The 26,816-nt window shown below is 34.5% G+C and carries 11 protein-coding genes and 1 pseudogene; 2 read left to right on the top strand and 10 right to left on the bottom strand.

From position 1 onward, the window contains the following. Positions 1 to 38: 38 nt before the first annotated feature. Positions 39 to 2,258, top strand: coding sequence for a primosomal protein N' (priA, locus tag GFK82_RS03020; RefSeq protein ID WP_226810504.1), 2,220 nt, complete (start codon positions 39 to 41; stop codon positions 2,256 to 2,258). A 5,080-nt stretch (positions 2,259 to 7,338) separates the two neighbouring features. After that, complete coding sequence (locus GFK82_RS03015; protein WP_226810503.1) at positions 7,339 to 7,956, top strand: TRIC cation channel family protein; 618 nt, start codon at positions 7,339 to 7,341, stop codon at positions 7,954 to 7,956. 442 nt (positions 7,957 to 8,398) lie between these two features. Here GFK82_RS03015 and erpA read toward each other — a convergent pair whose 3' ends face one another. From erpA to GFK82_RS02965, 10 genes and pseudogenes are all read right to left on the bottom strand, one after another. Then, positions 8,399 to 8,746 (bottom strand): iron-sulfur cluster insertion protein ErpA, encoded by a 348-nt coding sequence (gene erpA, locus GFK82_RS03010; RefSeq protein ID WP_226810494.1) that lies wholly within the window; start codon positions 8,744 to 8,746, stop codon positions 8,399 to 8,401. Between the two features lie 1,235 nt (positions 8,747 to 9,981). Then, positions 9,982 to 11,547, bottom strand: coding sequence for an apolipoprotein N-acyltransferase (lnt, locus tag GFK82_RS03005; RefSeq protein ID WP_226810489.1), 1,566 nt, complete (start codon positions 11,545 to 11,547; stop codon positions 9,982 to 9,984). Positions 11,548 to 11,554: 7 nt separating this feature from the next. After that, positions 11,555 to 12,430: pseudogene (locus tag GFK82_RS03000) on the bottom strand (transporter associated domain-containing protein). A gap of 29 nt (positions 12,431 to 12,459) precedes the next feature. After that, positions 12,460 to 12,945: an rRNA maturation RNase YbeY gene (ybeY, locus tag GFK82_RS02995; RefSeq protein WP_226810487.1), complete on the bottom strand. Its 486-nt coding sequence runs from the start codon at positions 12,943 to 12,945 to the stop codon at positions 12,460 to 12,462. A gap of 1,373 nt (positions 12,946 to 14,318) precedes the next feature. Further along, positions 14,319 to 16,433 (bottom strand): bifunctional GTP diphosphokinase/guanosine-3',5'-bis pyrophosphate 3'-pyrophosphohydrolase, encoded by a 2,115-nt coding sequence (spoT, locus tag GFK82_RS02990; protein WP_226810478.1) that lies wholly within the window; start codon positions 16,431 to 16,433, stop codon positions 14,319 to 14,321. A 30-nt stretch (positions 16,434 to 16,463) separates the two neighbouring features. After that, positions 16,464 to 16,739, bottom strand: a complete 276-nt coding sequence (gene rpoZ / locus GFK82_RS02985) for a DNA-directed RNA polymerase subunit omega (protein WP_226810477.1) — start codon at positions 16,737 to 16,739, stop codon at positions 16,464 to 16,466. Between the two features lie 53 nt (positions 16,740 to 16,792). Further along, positions 16,793 to 17,416: a guanylate kinase gene (gmk, locus tag GFK82_RS02980; protein ID WP_226811293.1), complete on the bottom strand. Its 624-nt coding sequence runs from the start codon at positions 17,414 to 17,416 to the stop codon at positions 16,793 to 16,795. Between the two features lie 1,098 nt (positions 17,417 to 18,514). Beyond that, a complete protein-coding gene (locus GFK82_RS02975) occupies positions 18,515 to 18,940 on the bottom strand; it encodes a MarR family winged helix-turn-helix transcriptional regulator (protein WP_226810470.1) in 426 nt (141 codons plus the stop codon). A 2,401-nt stretch (positions 18,941 to 21,341) separates the two neighbouring features. Beyond that, positions 21,342 to 21,962 (bottom strand): LysE family translocator, encoded by a 621-nt coding sequence (locus tag GFK82_RS02970; RefSeq protein ID WP_226810468.1) that lies wholly within the window; start codon positions 21,960 to 21,962, stop codon positions 21,342 to 21,344. 681 nt (positions 21,963 to 22,643) lie between these two features. After that, positions 22,644 to 22,826 (bottom strand): hypothetical protein, encoded by a 183-nt coding sequence (locus tag GFK82_RS02965; protein ID WP_226810467.1) that lies wholly within the window; start codon positions 22,824 to 22,826, stop codon positions 22,644 to 22,646. Positions 22,827 to 26,816: the final 3,990 nt, after the last annotated feature.

The raw sequence follows: 26,816 nt of genomic DNA, 5'->3' as shown, positions 1-26,816 counted from the left end.
TAAATTACCAATGCTTTTGTAACATTTAGGATACATGGATGCCTGTTGTAAGCATTGTCTTACCAGTGCCACTACTAAGGACATTTGATTACCTGTTGCCAGATAATGCTGCTCCGGCGATTGGAGGTCGGGTACGGGTTCCTTTTAATCACCGTGAAGCTATCGGTATTGTTACGGCTATCTCTACACATAGTAAACTTGATTTAGATAAGTTAAAATTTATTATTGAAGTAATCGATAGTCGATCGTTATTTCCGCATAGTCTTTGGCGACTTCTTAATTGGGCTATTGATTATTATCATTACCCCGCTGGTAAGGTGTTGTTCCATGCTTTGCCAATCCGGCTCCGTCAAGGAAAACCTGCAGAAACGACGCCGATATGGCAGTGGTTCGCTACTGAACAAGGACGCCGTGCTCTACCTGATACCCTTAAAAGAGCTCCAAAACAGAACGCTGCACTGGCAGTACTACTGAAGAAGAAGTCGATTTATACTCATCAGATGGGAAGGTTTAATCTAAGTAGTTCGACACTGCAGGCGCTACGTGCTAAAGGATTATGCGATCTGCGACTCCAGTGTGTGGATACGCATGACTGGCGGTCTGTATTCAGCGTTAATCGTCAATGCTTAATGCTAAATAGAGAACAAGCTACTGCCGTTGCTGCTATTTGCAGCGATGGTAATCGGTTCCTCACTTGGTTATTGATTAGTCTATCCGGATCGGGTAAGACTGAAGTGTATCTAAGCGTTTTAGAAAAGGTCCTGTCTAAAGGACAGCAGGCGCTCGTCTTAGTACCGGAAATTAGTTTAATATTACAAAATATTACTCGCTTTCGCGAATACTTTAATACCCCGATAGAGATCTTGCACTCGAGACTAAAGGAAAGCGAACAGTTGGCTGTCTGGCTGAAAGCGGGTCGAGGCGATTGCGCTATTGTCATTGGCACTCGTTCAGCGCTATTTACCCCGTTTGCTAAACTGGGGATGATCATCCTCGATGAGGAGCACGATATTTCGTATAAGCAGGACGAAGGATGGCGCTATAACGCTCGCGATCTAGCAGTGTTTCGTGCACAAGAAGAAAATGTACCAATAGTGCTCGGTACTGCCACCCCGTGTCTTGAAAGTCTTTATAATGTTAAGAAAAAAAAATATCATCAGCTTACGCTGGGTGTTCACACTTGTAGCACCTATACCACCCGGCAGCAAGTATTAGATATGAAAAGGTTGCCGCTGAGAAATGGTTTGTCAATACCGCTATTAGATAAAATGAAGGAACATTTATTGGCTGGCAATCAAGTCATGTTATTTCTCAATCGTCGCGGTTTTGCTCCGGTTTTTTTGTGTCATGCATGTGGCTGGATTGCTACATGCAAACGCTGCGATCGCTATTATACACTACATCTGGATCTGCATTTGCATCTTGATCTGCATCAGTGTCATTTACGTTGCCATCATTGTGCGAAGGAGTCTCCAATGCCGTATCAATGTTTAGACTGCGGATCTATCCGGCTAATGAGTATTGGGCTTGGCACTGAACAGGTGGAGTCGATACTACCCTCTTTTTTTCCGGAAATTCCAGTAATACGTATTGATCAAGATAGCACGGTTCGAAAAGGTGCTTATGAGAATGGTCTATCCCAAGTGCATATTATTGGCGGTGCGCGTATTTTTATCGGCACTCAGATGCTCACTAAGGGTCGAGATTTTCCGCATGTTACATTGATCTCGCTGTTGGATGTAGATGGTGCACTGTTCTCCGGAGATTTTCGCGCTACTGAACGTTTTGCCCAGTTTTACATCCAGATTATTAACTGTACTAGTAAAGAAGGGGAAGTTTTACTACAAACTCATTATCCTGAGCATGTTTTATTGAACACATTACTAAATCAAGGTTATATGGCCTTTGCTCATCAAACGTTAGAGGAACGTCAACAGGTAGGGCTCCCTCCTTTTAGTGGTCAAATTCTTTTTCGTGCGGACGATGATGATAATCATCAGGCCGTGTTATTTCTTGATCAATTGCGCCAATTGCTATACAGTAGCCCGTACTGTGATAGTAGCCTTTGGCTCATGGGACCAAACCCATCATCTCCCACTAAGCGTAAAGGGCGTTTTCGTTGGCAGTTGCTATTATCCCATCCTTCCCGTATATACTTGCAGCACATGGTTAATGCCAGTTTACCACAGTTAACCACTCTTCCTCAGGCGCGTAAGGTAACATGGTCTTTAGATGTGGATCCGCTTGAGAACCGATAATAACCTCTTAAGAATTTAGCGCCGAAAATAGTATTAATATATATAATGTTGATACATTAACTTCTTATCGGTATTACCAGATTATACGGAAAGATAATTTAGAACAAAATGAAGCGAAGATACTTCTTTGTCTAATTAAATGATTTATGTGTAAGTTTTTCTCAATTATTTCAGTGAAAATTTGTTAAAATAGTTTATTTTTCTATACTGAAATAAATTTTATTATGCACTATCTGCTCACTTTTTTCAGTGAATAGTTCTAGTAAAGAATTACATTCCATATAAACAAGTAATATTAAAGGATTAGTAGTTATTTTTTGGTTCTCTTAGTTGTGTATCTGAAGATCATGATAAAGTTTCTAAGAAAATCCATATTGAATGTCATAAGAAATAGATCAGATTAAGTGAGTGACTAGATACTGACAAATGATAAGCTAGTATTTACGGGTTCTCTTTGTGTTAGAAATAACATGTCTATATAAATCCATCAAAATTTAATGTTATACCTAAAAATGCATGCTATATAAAAGGTATAGATGAATTTAAAATAAGGTGTATTTGTAATACAATCGGAGGTGGTCATATAGTAGAATATCTACTATTCCGTGTTGGATGAAATCAACTAATAAATATAATACTTAATGGAATTAAGTATTAAGTAGAAAATTTCTGCCTATGTGACTAATATTGATTCTTTATGATGAAAACTAACATCTTTAACTTTTTAAGTATCATATTGAGTTAGATATTAAAATCTAAAAAAAATTGCTTCTATTCAGTACATCAGTTAATCCTTACATTTTATATATGAAATATAAGTATTATAAAATACTATGTTGTCAAGAGACTGATTAGTTAATAAGAATTTTTAAAGAAGACACAACACCACTATCTATTGTGTTATCTCTTTTGAAATTAATTGTATTATGATCAAATCATGATTTGATAAGACGGAGTGCATATTTTTTAGGCATAGTTTTTTGCTTGACCATATATGAGTAGAGTAACTAGCGTTAAGCCAAATTAAGTGCTTGGAACTGCAGTTTAGGCTAGATGGTGTGTGCCATCCTGCATATGAATAATAGTCTGGATTCTATCCAGGATTGGATTTAGTACAAAACACTATTGTTTTTTAGTAGGTTTTGCATATTGGAGCAAAATCCTGTCTTTAAGATCAGGCATCTATTGTTAATAAAAAATCGTGGTACTTCGGTGGTTTTATCAATGTTCATATCAAATTCATCGGAATTATCATTATTTGTAGTACAGTTGCAATGACATAACTGCCGACTAAGCTTCTAGCTATACTAACTTATAGGTGACTCTGTCATGTTCTGTCAGACTCGATGATATTAACGAAATCTGGCGCTTTTTCCTCTTAATGGCATGAGTATCGCTACCTAGAAAACAGAATATATTAGGAGTTTAGGATTTAATAGAAAAAGAATCTATTTTATCATGGATCACAATACCGCTATAGTGATAACGATCATACTGTGAATGTAGTAGGCATTCAGCGTATATGTCACTGCTGCCACTGCGTGGCTTTTTGATTAATTAAGAGAATATTAGGTTATTTGATTGTTCTCATATGGTAAGCATCCCTTCCTTGTCGAATAGTAGAGCATGGTTTCATGTGATTTAAGTCGATCTATTTTGATAATGTTAGTGTATAACTTGCTAGTTACATCCTAAAAAAATTAGCCATCAGAATTACCTAGCTATTTAGAACGACCGGTGTAAGTATACTTCATTGTTTTCGATATCACTTATAGCAAATTAAGGCTACTGATTCCCAGTTAAGTTCAATAGAAATTTTTAGGGTCTTCAGGATCTGGTAACCGTGATAACGGCTATCCACCATCGATCGATGCTCTATCGATTTTTAATTAAAGAGATTTTTACCATTGTTCTGTCTATCTCACCGTTGAATCTCTGTGACAATCTGAATTGAAGATAAAACCTTTTTTCCTAACAGGAATCGCTGGTCTGATTACTCAATGCGCGATTTATTGATCAGTAACGTTTAAAGGTTATGGTTATGTCTGCTATGGAGTTTGGTGTTCTTGAGGAAAGAGGACTGCAGTTATATGGCATTGTCATCTGTTTTGATAAAGAATATATATGTCACGATCTTTAAGGTTATGTGATAAACACTAATTGCTGTGGTATATCTGGTCGGAATAGGTAAAAGAATACAGCCATCGCGTCTTAAATTACTGAACTAAAGATGATTAACCCCCGCTGGGGAAAACCCTAATGGTTCTTTCGGCGTCGTCTAATACATTTTATGTATACTAGCAACTATGCTATTGGGTTAAATTGATAGAATAAAAAATAGGATTGTAAATGCTATAAGCGAAAATGACTATGATCAGTTTTGAGAGACTGAAGAAAATCTTTAGTCCCGTAATCTAGAGGTTATCATATAGCAAGTAAGGTAAGAGAATGATAATTCTTCTTATCGATAGATATCTTTAAAAAAACGTTTGTTTTTTCAAGGGACTTACTTAAGTAAGTCCCTTTTATATATAACTATGCCATTTTTCTACTCGATATTAATCGAAGCAATTTTAAGTACATCAATAAATGATATGCTCAAAATTATATGATTTATATACGTTGTATAATTAATGCGATATATAAATATATATCCTGTTCTGAAAGGAAAAAATATTTCTTTTCTACCATATAGATTTCTATATCTATCTAATAATTTTTAATTATTTAAAATTAAACCAATTGTTTTAGTGTGGGTTAGGTGTAATATGTTTATTGTAACATCAATATTAATAATAGGATCTTTCTATTTTTATATAGATCTCTTATTTTTGCGTTTATCTTTTCCCTCATTTCTTTTAAAGTTTACGAATGTACAAGTAAGTATTTTATCTGATACTTATCGTGTATGGCAAGATATATGAAATATCATGTCTTCGAAGAAGTATATGCTTTTTTGCTTCAGGATTTGATTATTTTGTATATCTATTTTGTTTTAGTGCTAAGATGGGTTTATTTCATAAAATAAGAATCACGATTATAGATATATGATATCTCTAGATAAAAAATATCAGTTAGTGAGAAAAATAAATTTTTTGTATGGTTAGAAAAAGAAAAGGTCGATACTTTTGTTTCTTGTCAAATATTTTTTTTGATAGTTCTTTGAAAAGAAAAACTATTTAGCTTTAAAATTCAAAGGTTTTCAGTAACCATTTCATAGAAATGGTTACTGAAACAAATAAAACTGTTTTAAAGAAAGTAGGTGTCTATATAACATCCCATATATATTTCAAATATTTTTAGTAGATGAATATATTATGGTTAAAAATATTGTGCAAGAGAAATGTACATCGTATTGGTTTGTGACTGGGTATGATTTAATATCATGTCGAGTTATGTACTATTCATAATGGTTCTATGAGTATGTCGCTATAATTTTATCTCATTGCTTCCTTAATATAGCTTTATTGTCATGGATAATTTTAGTTGGAAAAAGTATTAGCAATCAAGATTATTGAGCACTGTAATCCCATTGCTTCAAAGCATAAAGAGACATTGGTTTTGATATAAAAACCGTATCTTCTCTTAAATTAAAATAATGACTTTGTAATGATTTGGAGAAATTAACACCATTAATCATATTGTCCATAATAGAGTAAATAATAATTTATTAATATTTGATGACATTGGCTGCACAATCTCCTATTGTGCAGCAACAAAACATACTTGGTAGATATAGATATAGAAATATAACTTTAATTTAAGTATTAATATTTTTAATATTCCATAGAGTGATGATATTTTAGCAATGTTAAATATAATATATTATGGGGGGTATAAGGATTTAACTTTTTAAAATCCGTCTCATCTAATACCTATAAATATCCTATGAGCGCCGCATCTATCCACAATGACAGTTGTCTTTAATAAATAATATGCTATGCAATTTTATTGCTTCAGAATAGATATTCTAGAATATGTTTGTTCATATTATTTATGATTAAAACTGTTGTTTTAACGGACATCTTTACTAAAAGATTGATGTTTTTTTGTGTTCTTGGATAGGGGCATCACTATTTTATCATCACTAAAAATCACTTGATTTACTATCAGAATATGATAATGTGTAATTTATTAAGAATAGTCTAGATAACCAGAAAATTTCTGTAACCCTAGCTAAAATGTTTCGGTTAAATTATTTCATATTATCGTTAGTGGTTAACGATCCTTCTTAAGTTGATCTAATGTCGTTTTTAAAAATCATGCATCTTCTAGTATCTTATATAAAATAAGATATATGCGATAGCAGTACTACCTGCTTGATAAAAAACTATTTAAATGTGATCATGTTTCATTTAAAAAAACTTTTTTAGCGATATTGTCGCTATTGATAATCTGTTTTCCTCATTTCTTCTTAATAATTAGGAGGTGATATCGTCAGATTAGGTTGAAATATTCCCCCTATATTGTGCCCAATATTCCCCTTATTTTAACTGGATTTGTTTTTTAGGAAGGGAAAATAGGCAACTTATCCTGGTACTAAAATTGGAACTTTTGCTAAGTTTTTATATTGGAAAGTTTCAAGAAATATTAGGAATGTTATTCCTTTTAAATCGCTTGGTTTTCATCATGAATGCATAAATGATTAGCGATGGGGCATAGGTTCTGAAGAATTGTGTTAATACCTCTGGCCTATATCAGCAAGATGCTGTGAAGTGGGTCAGGAGGATAGAAAATTCACAGACGATATTTAAATTAAATTATAGGCACATCGTGCTACGAGAAAATGAAATTTTTACACTTGGAAATACGCATGATATTTTTCGATTAACATTTTTATTAACTCGTTAACTGTGAGAAAGTAATAATTAAACAGTTCAAGATTATTATATAACTTGGTTATACTAGTGCTATTCACCTAGTAGGTGATATGTGTCTGGTTCTATTAAGAGACCCAGGTAAGTGATCCCTGTTATAAAGATTATGTATCTATCGGGATACCAGTGATTTTATTAATGGAAGGACAACTGTACCTCAAGTTGGCTATAATTCGTTTTCAATCTCGTCTAAGGTATTAGAGATGCTCTATTGGTTTGATGTTTTTGGTACAGGGGTATTCGCTCTTTCTGGTGTACTGTTAGCGGAGAAATTGCGGATGGATCTATTTGGTATACTAGTTCTTGCTGTAGTAACTGCAGTAGGTGGAGGAACGATTCGCGATATTATTTTAGGTAATAGTCCAGTTTTTTGGATAAGAGATCCTACTAATTTAGTAGTGGCGATTCTTACTTGTTTTTTCACTCTTTTAATTATGAGATATAACTGCCAGTTACCCCAATGGATTTTACCTGTACTGGATGCAATTGGATTAGCAGTCTTTGTCAGTATTGGAGTGAATAAAGCATTTTCTAGCGGCTCTGGTCTCCTTATCGCAGTATGCATGGGGGTGATTACCAGTGTTGGTGGTGGGATGTTGAGGGATATACTTGTCAGAGAAATACCATTGGTTTTTCATTCTGAGATTTACGCTACAGCTAGTATCGCCGGTGGTATTGTCCATGCGGTGGCATTTAGTGTATCGCATTTTAGCCTTTCAGTTGCTGCCATAATGGGCATGGTGACTACCTTACTTATCCGATTAGCAAGTATCCGATGGCACCTGAAACTACCGATATTTGAATTTACTTCTCACAACTAGAGAGCGTCTAATTACTAGAATTACTTGATTTTTTTATAGTAATTCTAGCTAAGATAATCACCCCAATAGGGGCTGATGCGCTCTTCTCATCATGCCATCTACATTGCGCATGGTATCTCCATGTCAAAATAAATATCTCTTGTCTTATAGTTTTACACTGTCACTTGTACAATCAGAATTGTATCTGTTTAAAATGCTGATGAGTCGGAAGTAAAATTATTGATGAGAGCAAGAAAAGCTTCTCTTCTACAATATAGGGAGAGAATAAACTATATCAATATAACAATTAATACGCATGATCATATTAAAAGCATGCAGAACATCTGCTAACACATTAATGAAATCTTAATACTGTTAAGTAAAGTTATAAGATATCGAGATATACCTTACAAAAAAATCAAATACATCTTCTTTCTTTTAAGTCATCTTATCGTCCGGCAGATTAGATGCTAAACGACGATCCACATCCACAGGTGGTCTTGGCATTAGGATTGACAACAATAAATCGTGACCCTTCCAATTCTTCGCTGTAATCCACTACCCCACCTATAAGGTATTGTAGACTCATAGGATCAACCACCAATCCTACACCTTGCTTTTCAAGAGTAAAATCGTCTTCGTTTACTGTATCGTCAAAGGTAAAACAATACTGAAATCCACTACATCCGCCACCAGTGATGTAAACACGTAATTTTAGATTCGGATTGTCTTCATGTGCGATAAGGTATTTTACCTGACGTATCGCTAAATCAGTTAGCTGTAATGGTAATGTAGAGATATCAGCAGTCATAATTGCATTCCTTGGTTATAGTTGAAGGAAAGAGATAATACTCTAATCGTTAAGATTATTATCCGGTATAGATTCTTTAGGTTTTAGTATAGTAAAATAACTTAATTTTAATTCAGTGATATGAATTCAAGTAGAATGTTATCATAACGGTTACCTTTTTATTTTTCATTAATTATTATTTTTACATATAAACATTCAGACCTATAAAATACATAAGAAAATATTCATAAGATAAGCAGCGATCATAATAGCTTATGCAATGTTATATTTTCATTGAGATTGATACTTTTACTATGGAACTTTTAAAGTATTTTAATACATTGTATGTATCATGTAATTAAAGTGACATCACTGAGCTAAAGTATTTTCTTTTCTTATTAATTCTCTAGTTCTAAAAAATAATATATAAAAATCTTTTATCAACGCCTTTAATTTTCAGATATTTTTTATTTTATCTGCATGTGATTATTTTTATAAAAGATTTTCTTTGTTTTGGGGGAAGTCTATAGTTTTTGTATTTTTTTATTAATCATTTTGATTCCCATGTTAAGATAAGAAATCTTAATCCAGATTAAGACTCAGCTTTATTGATAGTAAAAGTATATAAAGAATATTCTCGAATAATATTTATTATAATGATGTATGTCTAGAAAACCATAGACTCAATCATCAGTCTATATTAAAGTCGTCTAAAGGTTATAGAACAATCAGTTTTAAAATATAATATTTGTAAGTGTGAATGTGATGTTTCTGATAGTATACAGAGGATCTCCTTCTATTTGAAGAATGCAATAGTACTTTCCCAGTGTAAAGTATATTTTATTTTTTAAGGATGTTATAACGATCTTATATAGATTTCTATACTTTACTTTATCATTATTTAAATGAGGCGTAGTTCGGTTTTTATGTTGGTGTAGAGTATAAAATTTTAGTCAAATGCAACAGATAGTACGAAAGCTACATATAACGAATTAAAAAGATATGAATTTCGGTGATTTATACATGGAATTAAGTGTATTCTACGTGTCTGACCTAAAAGAAAATGCACTTTTCTTTTTATTTATACGAATCGTAAAAACCGATGAGTTTTATTAATCATGACAACTAGAGTATATTAGAGAAGATGTAAAGTATTTCATGAGAACTTTACTAAGTATCTTCCTGGATATTGATGAGATAAGGACAGACATATATTATATCCTTAAAAATATTCTTATATTATGAAATTATTGCGGTTATTTGTTTGGATACATTGATCTTGTTGAAGATGTTAGATAACGTTTATCAATCACTAGTGCAGTTAATCCTAGCAGTGTTCCAAAAATCCAGAGTGGCCAGTATCCAGCACGGGTATAAGGGGTGATGCCCTTCGTGGGGCTGACACGGGCGATAAGGACGTCGCGAGTAAATTGTGGTAATTGTGCTTGCGGGATTCCATTGGCGTTAATCACTGCGGTGATGCCATTGTTCGTGCTGCGAAGCAGTGGTCGACCTAGCTCTAGGGCGCGCATACGTGCCATTTGGAAATGTTGCCAGGGACCGATAGAATCCCCAAACCAAGCATCATTAGATAGGGTAAGGAGGAAGTCTGTATTAGGATGAAAATTATCCCTTACCTGCATACCGAGGATAATTTCATAACAAACAGCAGCGGTGAGCTTCATTCCGGCTACCTGAAGCTGCGGCTGTAAATACTCTCCATGACTAAGAGAAGACATTGGAAGATTAAATAATGATGATAGTGGTCGTAATAAGTTCTCCAAGGGTATGGTTTCACCAAAAGGTACTAGGTGATATTTTTGGTAGCGATTCTTGGAGGGATAAAAATAAGGAGTCTCTTCACCTAATACCAGGATGCTATTGTAAGCATCATAGTGATGAGAGGTAGGTCGTATGTCTATGATGCCACTTATTAACCGAGTATGCTGGGCTCGTAGTTGTTTATCAAACTGAGTCAGGAAAACGTTCTGGGAAATTTCATCGTCGGGGATGGCTGTTTCCGGCCAGATTACTATCTGCGCTTTACCAAAAGTCGGTAAGGTGCGCTGTAGATAAATATTCAGTATCAGCTCAAGCTGACGGGGTTGCCATTTTATTAGTTGAGGAATGTTTCCTTGGACTAACGCCACATTCAAAGCTCGCTCCGGTTGAAGTTGGTACCAATGTAGAAAGCTCAGTGGCCAGGGGAACAGGAGTAAAGCTAACGCACTGAGTGCCAAGTACCACTTCTGCTCTATCATTGCAGTAGCAGTTAATCCGCTCACTATAACAAGAACAAAAGTGATAGCCTGTACACCGAAGATAGGAGCGATACCTTTTAATGGTCCGTCTATTTGACTGTAACCAAATTCTAGCCAAGGAAACCCCGTAAACACCCATCCACGTAAAAAATCAGTTATTAACCAAACCGTTGGCGCACCGAGCACTAGTCGACATAAATTGCTATGAGGCCATAACTTGACCAATATAGTAGAAAACAACATAGGATAAAGCGCTAGATAGGTAACCAGTAGTGCTATAAGTCCAATGTTTACCAGGTGTGGAAGATCACTAAATTTTACAATGCTGACGTAGATCCAGTTAATGCCAGTGCCGAACAGGCTAAATCCCCAAAGAAATCCAAGCCATGCAGCCTCTCGGCTACTGCAGTGAAAGGTTATTACCATTAGCAAGCCGACAAGTGAGATAATGGCTGCTGGCCAAAAATCATAAGGAGAAAATGCTAAGGTACCGCATGTTCCAGTAAGAAGTGCAAGTAATGTACGGAGCCACTGCTGTGAAAACACTGAGGGTATAACCATTGAAAATTTAACCTTCCATATTTTGTTTTGGTGACTGTTCGGGAATCTTGACATTTACCTGAATAATTCGCTGACTATCCGCTATCGTTATTTTAAAGTAATATCCAGGCTATGTTAATAGCTTCACCATTCGACAGTAAATGATTAAAGTCGTGCATTGCTAGCCCTGATAGTAGTCACTTCCGAGTGACTGAAGTGTGTATGGAAGCCCTCATGGAAAAATTTAATCGGTGTTAAAGCACGAATTTTAAAAATACGTCGGTTTAATTGAGAGATATCCAGTTCTTCATTATGAAATTCATTCTCAATTTTCCCAATACTCAGTGGGAGAACATCCTCGATGGTCACTAGACCAGATCACTTCTGAATTCGTCTATAACGATAGCCATATGATATGGCTGAGAGTAAAATTTTTAAAGCATAGGGTCCACTAGCTTGCTTTTTGCGATTAGGATCGCGATCCTAAGGATTCTATTGATCTTAAATAGTGTTGGTGACTGAATATGAATGATAGCTAATCTTTATCTAGTAAGATCCCATCCAGATGATCTTTATTATTGCTGATAACCGGGAAGCAGGAATGAGTGGATAAGACGGTAAGATCAAGACATTCCTTCAGGGACTGGTTTTTCTTTAATATAGCAATAATCTGCGAACGGGAAATCATAATATCCCTCACTCGTTATTCGGCGGTGTCCATAGCATCTACTAGCCTATCTCGAGTATCGGGGTCAATTAGCTCATGCCGTTCAGAACTTTTAATGATTTCCAAAAGATTATGACGGTTTTTAGGTTCACCGTAAAATAGCTGATTGAGTCTGAGGGTAAAGAAATTTTTCTTATGACTAAGACTATTATTCCTCGGATCATGCTTGTCGCTCATAGAGCTTACTAAGCTTCACTCTTTATAGATTAAAGGGAAAGGGATGTTTCGCATATATTAGTAATGTATGGATTTGGATAACCGAGTTTTTTCATGAGCTTGATTTCTAATAATTCCATTTCCAAAGCATCTGCATCTCGGATGTGATTATACCCTACCAGATGCAGTGAACCGTGAACAACCATATGTGCCCAATGTGCTTCTAATGCTTTCTTCTGCTGCTTTGCCTCCTGTTCTACCACTTGTCGACAGATAACTAGGTCTCCCAGAAGCGGTATTGTTATTTGTGGGGGGGTTTCAAATGGAAAAGCGAGTACGTTAGTGGGTCTGTTTGTTTTTCGGTAGGTCATGTTAAGCTTATGGCTTTCCGTTGTATTTACTAATCGCACTGTCACTTCTGAGTGGTAGAAAAATAACGGTAGTACGGCCTGTAACCATCGAAGAAAGTTTTTGGCTGCTGGTAGACCTTGAGTTGTATCACAAGCCAGTTGCAGATCAAGTATGACTTTTCTCATATCTTTGTTTCCTTGAAAGAGGATTGTTAGGTTGCTCATGGTTTTGGCTTATGGTTCGTATTTTTCTTTCCTTTGACGGTTAACTTTGATTTGTATCTTAAATGAGCAAGTTTTAAAATGCATGGAGATTAAGAATACATATTAAATGACGTACGCTGGCATATTTTCTTTTAAAGGAGTTAAGTATGACATTGCATGAATCTGTTATGAGTTACCATAAGGTTTTAATAGCTAATATATATTGAGGTTGTTCCTATTTTAGAGCATAAGATATTAGTAAAATATGTGCTCAAACTTTTCAACAGAATGAGTGCAACACATCGCTTATCAAGCGTATGAAACTATTTGACCATGCTAATTTAAAGGTGTGGTATTCTTCACTCAGATTCTTGTATACAAAGATGGTTTCTGTCTGATAATGCGTTTCAATAGTAAAAGTGTAAGCACTTAAAATATCCGTGCTGTAGTTGAGAAAAAAATAGGAACCCTCGAGTTAAGTATTGTCAGCTTCTTATTTATCATGTACAGGCAATGTTGCTACCTGAACGCAGGGAGAGTGTATAAAGCTTTTTATCAATAGTTTTTTGCTTATTTTAGACGATTTTTTAATGAAAATATGTTAATGTATACGCAACATATACCATATTAATTAAAGCTTGATCGTTGTCTCTTTAGACAGAGAGTAAGATGCATTTTATATAATGCACTATAACGTACTAATATCGTGGGATAAAGTGTTTTACAATCACCATTTCTCTTCTCTAGATCTATAGCTAAAGGATAGTTAATCACACTATTATTTCGGTAAATATTATTTTGTAGAATGAGATTCTCTGTTAATACTCTGAGAGTATTTTATCAAATACTGTGGTCAGAATTTATATGATATAAGTTTTTTTTCTAAAGTAATTGGAAAAGTTAAGATGCGCGTTAGCGCGTGATTTAACTGAAGATCAATAACAATCGAACTAAATAGCACAGAAATCTGTTTTATATCAAACAAAAATAAGTGATACATCATAATATAGAAATGAGTACCTATGTGGGTACTCATTTCTACAATCTGGTTTAAAGGTTTTACATTAGCAGAGGGAGAGCATCAATAGTGTAGAGACTGTAAGTTTATTAAGATCAGGATGTTAATATAGGTAAGAGCCTAAAAATTTAATCTAGATTTCTAGGAAGGTGTGACAATCCACTATTGTGAAAAGAATTTATATGGCTAAATCTAGCATAGAGATTTATGACCGTATGAGTTAAATAAAAGCGACAATTAACATCTGTTTGCTCTAGCTAAGGGGTAGATCATACTTGACTTAGTGATATCAGATTCTATATGGAAATCTCCGCGAGAAGGATAGTAATATCATACTTTAATTTCGATTACGGTGCACTTTTATGACATCTGGTATAATACGGATTTTTCGCATAATTTTTGCCAGGTGATTACGATCATCTGTCGTTAAGCGAATACATGCAGTATATACTCGGCCGTTTTTTTCCTCGGTGTTAAGGCTTTGGATATTAGAATTAGCTGCATTGATCGATGCGGTTAAATGGGCTAGTGCTCCTTGATAGTTGAACATGGCAACCTTAATTTCTGCGGTAAAGTCTTGTTTGTTTACTATTTCCCATTCCACTGGCATAAATCTCCCCGGCTCTTTCTGGTGGCTGCGAATATTACGGCAGCATTCATGATGAATAACCAACCCTTTTCCGGGACTAATATGGGCGATAATGAGATCGCCTGGAATAGGTCGACAGCATTTAGCAAAGGTAATTAGCATACCATCAGCGCCTTTTATTGGTAACTTATTCGGGCTGCTAGAGCGAGAGAGATTCGATCGCTTCCCCTGAAGATTCTTAGCAATCACTAGGCTCATCGCATTTCCGAGTCCGATTTCGGCCAGTAAATCTTCTAGCGTCGCTAGTTTCATTCTATCTAGTTCGCATTGAATATTATTCAATGGCATGGCAACTAGTTTTTGACTACCGCCTAGCGCATGGTTGAGCAGACGACGCCCGAAGGTGATAGAGTCTTCGCGTTTAAGATTTTTTAGCATTTGGCGAATTTTAGCTCGAGCTTTAGAGCTAACGATAAAATTTAGCCAGGCAGCGTTAGGTCGAGCGCCAGGAGCAGTGATGATTTCTACAGTTTGACCGCTGTGAAGTGATTGAGAGAGTGGATAAGGTTGTCTATCCACGCGCGAACCTACACATGTGTGGCCAATATTGGTATGTACAGCATAAGCGAAATCTACAGGACTAGCGCCTGCAGGTAATTCAATGATACGGCCTTCCGGGGTAAAGACATAGATTTCATCAGGAAAAAGATCGGATTTAACGTTTTCAATAAATTCAAAGGAGCTACCAGCGCTTTGTTGTAGTTCAAGAAGACTTTGCATCCATCGTTGCGCGCGGATTTGCGCTGTTGTACGAGTCTCGCCCTGCTCTTTATATGTCCAGTGTGCCGCTACTCCCATCTCTGCCATTTGTTCCATATCTTCAGTGCGGATCTGTACTTCAACTGGTACACCATGAGGACCTATCATAGATGTATGTAAGGATTGATAGCCGTTCGCTTTGGGAATTGCAATATAATCCTTTACTCGACCAGCTCTGGGTTTATACAGGCTATGCATTTGACCCAATACCATGTAACAGGTGTCTAGTTGACTAACGATCACGCGAAAAGCGTAAATATCCATAATAGAATGAAATCTTTTTTCTTTCCGGTACATCTTGCAATAAATTGAGTAAAGATGTTTTTCCCGTCCACTGACACGACAGGAAATACTCGCTTCACTTAACCGACCTTTTATCTCAGAAAGGATTTTTTGGATCATTTCCTTTCTATTGCCACGTGCTGATTTGACTACTTCTTTAAGAACGTGATAACGGGTAGGATACAATGCTTCAAATCCTAGTTCTTCTAATTCTGTTTTGAGGTGATGAATACCTAGTCGGTGAGCAAGTGGGCTATAGATTTCTAATGTTTCACGCGCGATGCGTCGACGTTTTTCTGCTCGCAACGCGCCTAGGGTACGCATATTATGAGTTCGATCGGCAAGTTTTATAAGAATTACACGGATATCTTGCACCATTGCCATAATCATTTTACGAAAGTTTTCTGCTTGGGCTTCTTTTTTATTGCAGAATTTTAGTTTATCTAGTTTATCTAGCTTAGATACGCCTTCAACCAGTTCAGCAACACTTTTACCAAATAGCTGTTCTATATCTTGGTAGGTAGCTGGAGTATCCTCGATAACATCATGAAGAAGTGCGGCCATTAATGTCTCATGATCGAGACGCATCTCAGCTAAAATGTAAGCGACCGCAAGTGGATGGGTGATATAAAGCTCTCCACTGGAGCGAGTCTGCCCATCATGTGCATCTCGAGCAACAGAATAAGCTCGCTGGAGAAGTGTGATCTGATTTACAGGCAGATAGTGTTGAATCAAAAGATTCAGATTATTAAATAAATACACAGTAGGGAAGATAAAGATATTTATTTCTTTTTAAAAGCGTCTTTCAGCGATTGAGGTAACCGCTTGAATTTCAGCAGCGTCTTGTTCTTGTTGTTCTTGACAATCACGAAAATCTAGAATTGGAGTGGTGATTAGGCCTTTCTCGATTTCACGCAAGGCGATAACGGTATATTTATCGTTTTCCTCTATAACCAATGGATCTTGACCGCCAACTTGCATCTGACGAGCGCGTCGTGCGGCCACCAGTACTAGATCAAAACGATTACCAATTTTTTCGACGGCGTCTTGTACAGTTACGCGTGCCATATGTAATCTACTCCACAGATAAAGCAATGTGAGTTAATATTACTAAAAATACGTCATTCTGCCAACAATTTGCTAATCAATACATCATGGCGTAATTTTTGACGCTTAAGACGAAGTTGCTCAACCCAGACAATAGTTTTCAGATCATATAATGCAGTATTAAAGTCTTCGTTAATGATAAGGTAATCATACTCTGTAAAATGGAGCATTTCAGCAATTGCATGTGCCATGCGTTGTTTAATGATAGCTTTGCTATCCTGCCCGCGTTTGCGTAGTCTGCGATTTAACTCCATCCTAGATGGAGGAAAAATAAAGATGCTACGAACATTAGGAATTTTATGGCGGATTTGCTGTGCCCCCTGCCAATCAATATCGAGAAACACATTAATACCGATAGCCAGTTTTTTCTCGATGGTGTCACGAGACGTGCCATAATAATGACCGAATACTCGAGCGTATTCTAGAAAAGCACCTTCTTCAATCATATGCTCAAATTCTTCCTCTGATATAAAAAAATAATCCTGGCCGTTTTTTTCTCCTGGACGGATAGTACGACTGGTGTGGGAAATTGACACTTGGGTATCATGAGACAGACGAATATTCATCAATGCCTTGATTAAACTGGATTTTCCAGCTCCGCTCGGAGCGGAAACAATATATAGATTACCCGGAATTATCATGAAAATAAATTGGCTGAGGTTGAACACTATAGGGTATTTTATATATTATACACAGCATTAAGAATCGATATACTATTCAATGTAGCGATAGTTCCAGGAGAATAAAAACAGGAGAAAGAAGCCACAAGATTAGTGTTTAGTTTTAGATTATTCGATGGATTTTTATAACTTGATTTGGATCTTCTTAAGAAGATCCCCATAAAGTATAATGATATCTAATTTCTTTAGATAGGAAACAAGTCTACTTAAAATTGAATTTGATTGCAGATAACTAAGATTTCCTGATTCAACTTGGATAGGAGTTATGGAATTTCTGAATTAACTTTTATCAACGATATTAATACGAAAAAATTGATTTTTTATCAGGTTTTCTGTATAAAAATTAGCCTTAGAAGGCGTTTTTCATAAGCATTTACTAAAGAACTTTCGTAATAGAAAAAATACGAAATCTAGAGTTTTTATTGTTAAAAAGTCATCATGTGATTTATTGCACAGGTATATGGGTATATGTGGAATATCTTTATCATGTCATTAAAGCCTCACATAGTTATCTATCGAGTACCACAAGATAATTAGCAGGTATTTAAATAATATCTTTTATATTAGCAAGGCTCCTTGATAGAAAAATATGCATTTGTTTATTGATGTGGAAAGGTTTACATAAACTATTTTAGTATATTGGTCTAGCTGAACATAAATGGTCAGAAAAATCCTTTGTTCAGGATATGGAAGATATTTCTAAAATCTACTATGTCGATCTTAATCAATGGAGTGATGTGAGTACTAAGTAGTGAAGAGTTCAGAGCATTAGCATATAGTGAAATCAGAATGATTTAATAAAATATGTTTTTTGTCGATATAAAAGATGAGGAAGCACGGGTACTGCTGAAAATCTTCCATGCTTTCCCTTTTTAAGTATGTTACAGATGTTTCTGCAAAGATAAACGAGTAAACAATGTTTTTAGTCTTAAAATAGAATAATATTGATGTTCTGGTAGCCCGAACAGTTATATACCGGTTCGGTTACGAAAAATGAATACGAGTATCTGACTTTTTACTGAAGATTATCATACTAATATGACGTCATATATTGTTCTATTTTTGCTGGGTTTCCAGTAAATGGCAAATTTCGCTGAACTTCTCTAATTCCATATCAGACAATGGTGAAAACATGCGATCTAGAATAGTTTTATGGGTTTTTTTGGCAATATGTAATTTTTCACGGCCTCTTTCTGTAATATAGACATATTTCACTCGGCGATCGGTAGGGCTTTGCTGCCGTTTTAGCATTTCCTCTTTTTCCAATGAATCAAGTACCGTTACCACGGTACGAGATGAGAATCCCATATAATTCTTGATATCGGTAGCACTAGTTTTTCCAGTAGTGATTAAGTGTAAAATTTTCATTTTTGACATAGAGAGGCCTTCATTCACCAGCTGGCCGTTTATTTCTTTTCTTAGGTTGTGATAAATACGCGACAGGGATTCTACCATTACTGAAATATCGGTTGATTTATTCATATTCTAGTCTCTTAAAATTATTACTTGGCCATTTGGTTATTCTAAAATCACGTTAATTGCCTGTTTCGTATGAATAAAAACTTTAATGGCATTAAGTAAACATGCTGCTTTTTATAAAGTTTGTAACCCTGTTAAATATTTTTAAGCAGTTTCGCTAGGTGATTTCAATAAGAAATACGTGTTTTAAATAAAGATATTAAAGTGTTCTCAACCTCCATACAGTGATAAAAAGTCGAGGCATCCTAGATATAAGAAGAGTATGGAGTCCTGCGCAGTATATCATTAAATGATGAAATAGAGTGCGATTGGTTCCTGACTTAATAACTATTAAAGCAATGTATCGAGATTTTTTAAAATGCAAAATATAACTATAAGAAAAAGATACGTACTATATAAAATATATTTTCTTGTTTTTGATTAAAAAATTACATGTATCGATATCATGCTAATTATATTATCCATTTATATGGATAGAATTTGTTTTGGAAAAGGGTTATCTATGCCTTTTGAGGTGATGCGATTTCTACTATAATTTCAGTAGGTTAAAAGCATCCAGTATATTAAGTATATTTTATTTGTATTGGGACATCTGTTATAACGCGGCATTCTTCTACTTGAAGAATCGCTTATAATAAGTGTAATTATATCATTTAACTGAACTAGTTACAAATTTTAATGATTTATCGATGTGATCATATTTCTCAATCGGTATGAAATGTGTTTGAAATATTGCTAAGAAGTTTTAATTTGGATGTAAAGATAATAGTGAATAGTTGTATATGAGATAATAATCTTTTCGTGTATTCTATCACCTGATAACAAGCTATAGAAAATGTTAAGAAAAGACGTTTGATATGAGTGTGTCAATTTATCTTATATCTCTTTTATCCGTTTAGATTAAAGGACTAAGCGGTGCTATATGTTTATATAAGACGCGTAGTTTTATCTTATTGATTGAACCAGGGTAGATTGAGCAAACGATTTAAAGGTAACATACCATATTAGTTACTCTTCACAGTTACAGCGCCTAGCATTCTCAAGATAAAAATTAATGGTATATAACTAAAAACTATGTAATCCCATCGTAATTCATAATTATCTTATATTGTATTTTAAATCATGTGAGTGGTGTTTTTGACAAATTTAAATGAGGTGCGGTGATGTTTAAATAGGTAATCTTGATCGAGGTATGCTTGATAATAAAGCTTAAGATATAGGCGTGTTATAGTATTAAAGGCCATTATTACAATGGATAAAGCTAGGTTAGCAACATCGATTTTATTAAACACGGATTGAATCATTTAATAATGGCAAGGTTTATATGCAATCTGTAATAACAATCGGTGTCATCTATCGTTTGTAATGTTGAACTTTCTCAGTTTACAAGAGTCTATAAGTTTCTTACTGTTGACTTTAAAGATAATCATACTATGAAGACTTTATTTTTATGTTATAGTTCTTTATTTCTATTTGACTTACTCATATTAAAGCTGTTCTATACACCTCGTTTACTTGATTCAGATAAAATCTATGAGACAATATATGAAAAGTGTTTAGAGATATAGATGCTATTTAAAACAGAAGATAGAGCGTAAGTTTTTATAAAATCAGCAAAGTAATTTTATATCTTTTTATGTTTATATAATTTTATTTTTTAAAAAAGACACAGTATTCACCTCGCATTAATAAAACAATGATACATTTAAGATGGGGAATTTTTTAGGAGTAAAAAAGGACAAGAGAGAATTTTAATTAAAAACAAGTTATGGTAATTAACAAAAGTTAATGTTTCTAGATGTTAGTAATGTTTTCACTCAAGGTTGATTGTCAGTCAAGTAGAGAGAAAACATTCTAAATTCTCTAATAGACAAAATCGGTTTTCTATTATATTGCAATGTAAAATAAAGTGTTTTATATAAATCGTGATTCAAGAATTGTTAGCAAACTAGCACTTATGCTTTATATCAGGTAAAGCGTCTATCTATATTTATTAAAACCAAATTCAATGCCGCTTCGATAAAGAAAAACCTTTTTGAGGATATAGAAAATCTTTGTTCAGTCTACATGAGAGAATGTAGACTGAATTAGTTGTCCAGTATATAATTATCTTTTAAGATCTACTATGAATCATAGTAATTTTCAATATTCGAAGGATTAAAAAATTAATATTAACATTTTTACAATACAGAATACAGATCTTTATTTATATTTTCCGCTTTTATATCTGTATTTTTAATACAGCCTATTTCCTATAAACTATTTAGTCGTCTATCACTAGGTGGTTTCTAGTCTAAAATCCTTGCGCATCGGAAAAGGAAAATATTACCAGCATGGAAAATCACAAGTGGGGTTATAAACTTTGACTGTAATATCTAGGAAATAAGATCGAATCTTGAACAACTTAATTCGAGTTTTCAAGAAAACAAATACTAACAGCAATGAACATTAGAAAACCAGCAAAAATTTGGTTTTGTCGTTTAAGTGCTGTTGGCGATTGAAAATAAGGTCGAAGACGGGCAGCAATAAGAGCGTAAAGTGCCATCATGAGTGTATCGACGATGACCATGGTCAGAGTCATTATAACAATTTGCGGTTTTAAAGGTTGGCTCGGATTAAGAAAAACCGGTAAAGCCGCTACTAGAAAAGCCAATGCTTTTGCATTTGTGATATCGGTCAGAAAACCACAGAAAAAACGTTGCGCAGTACTAGTGAGTACTGCAACTTCATAGGTATCAATAATCACTGGTGCATGCCAGGTCTTGTATGCGGCAAATAGCAGCCAGAGTACGCTAATTGATTTTAGCAATAACCAGGCAGTCGCTGAGGCACGCAATGACTCAGCGCTCAGTGCGACCATGGGGACCATCAAGCATAAAGCGGTTGCTTGACCAGCAATAAGTGGTAATGTTTTTTTCCATCCTCTTTGAAAAGCATGGTTAAGAGTAATGATGGCTCCAGCACCTGGAAGAATGGCACTGAGAAAGACACCACTTAGAAAAACCAACCAAAGATGAAGATTCATTGTTTATTTACCTCGTGAGTTTGATAATGCATCGTGGTTAATCTTGATAGAGAGTCTAGAATGACAGTGTGTAATCGCATACTGTCCCAGTAACGTGCTAAAGCATGATAATTTTGTCGACAATGTCGATATACCATAAGTAGCAGGTTCCGCTTGCATGTCTTATATGTGAATTTTGTGAGAATATTTTCTTGGAACGGATATAAATAATGAGTTACATGATAGGAATTTATGAAGATACTAATCATAATGATGTCTCCTCTGACATGTCTAGTCGTGGGATGATTGGAGCGATATAATTACCTATTTATATTGAAATTGCGTATGTCGGAGACCGTGAAATCCGTGCCTATCGCTCATTACAGGTGTTACCGTAGGCGCGCTATCGGTGAGTGTCAAGTTGGTTCTCGTCTATATTATTTTTTAAAAATTAAGAATTCTTCTTCTAGATTTGGTCATACTGATTTGTTTATTTTAATGGAATTAAGGTATGAACCTTGTTCATGCATGGTTACTAACCTACCTCAGTAGCGTTTGGTTTTTAGGGAATTGTCCCTGAACTAGGATGGCGACTTCGATCTTGATATTGCTAATTCCATCCACGGGTCATTTCTTCTTTGATGCTATATCACACTTTATCTAATGTCGAAAAGGGTTTTGTCAAGTCACCATGTGACATATCTAGTTTCCGGTATAAGTGAGATAACAATCACGAGTCAGATTTGCAAATACGTCATGTTTTATATATTGAAGAATTACGCTGATAGCAAAGTGTTCTGTTATCACGTTACCGTGAACCGGATTGACTTCAATATGATCATCGTTTGGTATTGGGCTCTGAACGGTACGTTTTAAAATTAGCATTTGATAATATGTTAGCGTTATTTCCACTTTTGAAAAAGTCAAAAAAGCGTACACATCCATAACGTTATACATTAAGCGACATTTTGATTTATAATCTTCATATAAATCCTTATTATGTACTTCTATTTATATCACAATAGCTTGTGAAAGATATAACAAATCATAAAATATCATGATGATGTATTGCTATAAAAAGGTAGAGATGACTCCTCAGATCAGTTCGAGGTTTAGGCAATTCATAAGTCTTTATTCATTGATAAGGAATAAAACACTATCGTTACAGTATCAATCGATATAACACTATGGTCCTAGTGGTTTATTTAGAGATATACATGTATTTTTCAATAAATCAATACAGAATTTTATCAAACTTCTTTTGTCGCTCTAGAATATATAACTCGATAAATTTCATTTTTTATAAAGCATAGTTCATAAAATAGTTACGAGGTTGGTTGTGCTATTTTAATTGAGGAACTTTTAATTTTCATCCATTCTCTATATCGAGAGAGAGTGTTAAGTAATTTATAAATTACCTTTATATGTCATAATTTATTTTATTGATCCTGCAATCAATACAGGTAATGTAGTTGTCTTTTTATATATCGATTTTTTGAAAATCATATAGACTTATAAGTAACAAGTTTTCCTCTATCCATCAACCGTGTTTTTACTCATTACTAGTTACTATTTGTGGATTTTATAAGATTTTATGAAGTAAAGTGGTTTATCATTAAGATGATTTGTATTAAACAGTGTATTGATTTTTATAAACTGTGATAATGGTTGACTATCTCATCCTTCTTAAGGGATGCCCGATTCTAGTGTTAGCATATTACTGCTAGGTATGGTGAAGCTTGTGAGCAGGATAATAAGGGTAGCTAGTATAGGAGATCAACTAAGTAATAAGTTACTTAACCATGATTTTTTTTTGAAGGAGTGATAATGTGACTTTAGGGTTATATTTATTTTTTCCATAGCGTTATAATCAACGCTATACAATTAAACAGTCTCTGTAGCGGCATTGTATTGCTAAAATTGCAATCTATTTTAGAAGTATGCATCAATGAGATTGAGAAGATTTTGATATGCGCGAAATCAAAACTAGAATACTTGAGATGACAAGTAAAAGAGATTTGTTTTTTAAGACAAACGATTGTATTTTAAATTTAAATAGATTCATTCATATGGTGAATAATAACTAAAAAGGTACTGTTTTTATCTAGGATGCTTAGAGTAATTGTGATACCCTGATTAAGGTGTGTTCTCTCGCTAACAGCCTAATAGCGCAAAAGTTTCTCTTGTCTGTGACTGTTAGATTAAAATAAATATTTTATATTTAACCACGTAACGACTCTGGAGAAGCCATCTATGATAGAGTGATTAACTCAGTGTTCTAAAAATCATAGAACGTGATTTTTATAGGTATTAACTGCTTTTTCACTAGAGATCACTGCGCTATACGTGCAGTATATTACGATATTAAATTTTCCCCATGACTATATGTATTCAGCAACGTATCGCGCTGTTTAGCATTATTTTTCTGTGGCTTGCTTGTGTTGCTATCCCAGCAGAGACCCCTTTTCGTTGTACACGTTTCAGAATTTTTCTATTATAGTGCATGGTAAGGTTTAGTATTGGCGATAAAAGATGCTAATATGTATCTCTGGTTTGCACCTGCGAGTGTTTTTTTTGAGTTACCCTCTTTGTCTACCGTGAGATAAAGATTTCCTGTTAGTTTTTGGCAGTAGTGGTGATTGTACTATCAGAAAATTATCTATCCTATCATAGATAGGCCGTAATAGATAATAATTATCTTTGTTATCTATGTAGTTATGGCATCAATTACTCCGCTAGCGGAATTCCCCCCTCGGCATCGTAGCGCACTATTAGCGCGCTAATGATACAATCCGGTTTCATTGCATTTGTAGATAGAGCCATTATCTATCAGAGGTGAAATGATGTTATTGATGATTATCCTATAACTAAGATGATGTTCTTTTGTTTCTTATTTTTTTATCTATAGTAGTAGGTCATGCTGTTGTCGCAAGGTCCCACTTAATAGTAGGATGCTTACTTAGGCATTACATTATCCTGGATAAATACAATCATTAGATTTCATATCCCTAATATGTTATAAATTATTTTTTAATAGTTCAGATTCAATCCGGTTTTTAATGTTTTCCAGATTATAATCTTTTTTTACTATCTTAATCCACTATCACTATAAATATTAAAATAGATTAAAAACATTTGATTGAATTATGTTTATATTTTTTAGATGTTGCTTTCTAGCAAGGTCTAGAGATAAGCGGTTAAATTTATGTTGTCTTGTATTAAATCTGGGGGGGTAGGTCAACAGGACGATAGTCTATTAGTTTTTATTATTGTCTATTACTGATAAATAGATAGTGATTAGCGATAATGTTTACTCAAAATCGTGTAAAAGCATCCGTCTTATATGTTACCTTCAGTGATACTGTGTTGTAAGGGCGACATGAATATATTGCAGTCTCAGCACTTGTATTGACCAAAAGATAGTGGCTTGTAGTGTAATTTAGTATCTTCTAAAAAAGATTTTAAAAGCGTTATAGCTCTTAAAAAGAGGATATTAATCTTCCGTAAATCACGAATCTTTAATTCATCAGTTAGAGAGTATTCTTTTATTTTCAGAATTAAAATTCTATAACGATTAAATATAGATTCATGCGTTGCTTGAAGTATAATCGTGATGTATTTGACCATACATCTTCACTAAAATAAGATTGAGTGATAAGAATGGCTGTAGTCATTTAGAAAATAATATTTCGATTAAGAATCGAAGTTAAGAATAAAAGTCGAGTCGTCTTCTTTACTGTCGTATTTACAACAGTAGCGGATGTTGAAAGATGCAAGACTTAAGGTAGAAAGGTGACCATGTATGGCACTAGATATTAATGTATAATCTTTATCAAGATTAACAACAATATTTAATTACAATAGCCTCATCGCTTTTAGTTATAAAGGATTTAAATTCATTTCATCTTTTAAACCCTGCTTCGGTCAGTCCGAGAGCGTTCGTCACTTAGAAAAATATTCAAGTATGTATTGATCCATAAAATTTTAATCAGTTGTTATCTGAGCAGGGAAAACTTTTACGATAGCGAATCTAATACTTAATTTACACCGTCCCGTAATAGTGTTGGTATCTAATAAAACATTGGTAGTGCGGCTATACAGCGATATAAAGACGTATTTTCTGAAAATACGGGTGTGGAGTATTTGTTCTATTATAACTACTTATCAGCCAGTATCTTATATACTAAATGCTTATATCTTTATTGAGAAAAACGCATGAGTTAACGGGAATATCGAGCAGATGTATTTGTCCGTTATTGAAAGCATTACTAAAACGGTGAGATATTATCGAGGTACCCTGGGTTTCTTCTATCTATAGAACTTGGAGATTTTAAAGTTCATTCTCTTAAAATAATATGGTATGGTTATTGCCAGATGTAGTATTCTTCACTGGTGTCTCGGAGATGCAGTATACGCGTATACGCTTAGGGTCTTCAGTAAAAAATCTTCTGTATGCGTGGCGAAAGAATTGATATTCTTCCGTCCGCGTGCGACGAAATGGTATTTCGTATTAATTTATTCGACAATTAAACAGAAAGTCCTATTGTATTTGATTTACTCGATGCTCATTGCTACTAGCACGTCTTGCATTATGCTATTTATCTAAAATAAACTATTTCACTCCGTATGAATATTATTAAAGGGGATATAGGCCCGAAGAATAAAGCTAGCCAAAGAGCGATAAAGACTTCTAGCCAATATTAAGTTTCTAGAAGAATACTCTGATTATTACAGTAGTATATTACTGTTAACCTGGAAATGATGCATGAGTTAAGTAATCGTTCAGGTATCGAGAACTATTCCCTGCTATTTATCAATCGAGCAGTAAGCTAGACAATTCACCGTCGACTGTATGTGATTACCTCCCCGTAGATA

This window comes from Candidatus Steffania adelgidicola, from assembly GCF_020541225.1.
In the GTDB taxonomy this organism is placed as follows: Bacteria; Pseudomonadota; Gammaproteobacteria; order Enterobacterales; family Enterobacteriaceae; genus Steffania; species Steffania adelgidicola.
This window is presented reverse-complemented; position numbering and strand designations above follow the sequence as displayed.

Coding starts and splice junctions, on each gene's coding strand:
- priA (WP_226810504.1), top strand. CDS start 39: ATGCCTGTTGTAAGCATTGTCTTACCAGTGCCACTACTAAGGACATTT.
- GFK82_RS02975 (WP_226810470.1), bottom strand. CDS start 18,940: ATGAATAAATCAACCGATATTTCAGTAATGGTAGAATCCCTGTCGCGT.
- ybeY (WP_226810487.1), bottom strand. CDS start 12,945: ATGAGAAAAGTCATACTTGATCTGCAACTGGCTTGTGATACAACTCAA.
- erpA (WP_226810494.1), bottom strand. CDS start 8,746: ATGACTGCTGATATCTCTACATTACCATTACAGCTAACTGATTTAGCG.
- rpoZ (WP_226810477.1), bottom strand. CDS start 16,739: ATGGCACGCGTAACTGTACAAGACGCCGTCGAAAAAATTGGTAATCGT.
- GFK82_RS02965 (WP_226810467.1), bottom strand. CDS start 22,826: ATGCTAATTTTAAAACGTACCGTTCAGAGCCCAATACCAAACGATGAT.
- GFK82_RS03015 (WP_226810503.1), top strand. CDS start 7,339: ATGCTCTATTGGTTTGATGTTTTTGGTACAGGGGTATTCGCTCTTTCT.
- GFK82_RS02970 (WP_226810468.1), bottom strand. CDS start 21,962: ATGAATCTTCATCTTTGGTTGGTTTTTCTAAGTGGTGTCTTTCTCAGT.
- lnt (WP_226810489.1), bottom strand. CDS start 11,547: ATGGTTATACCCTCAGTGTTTTCACAGCAGTGGCTCCGTACATTACTT.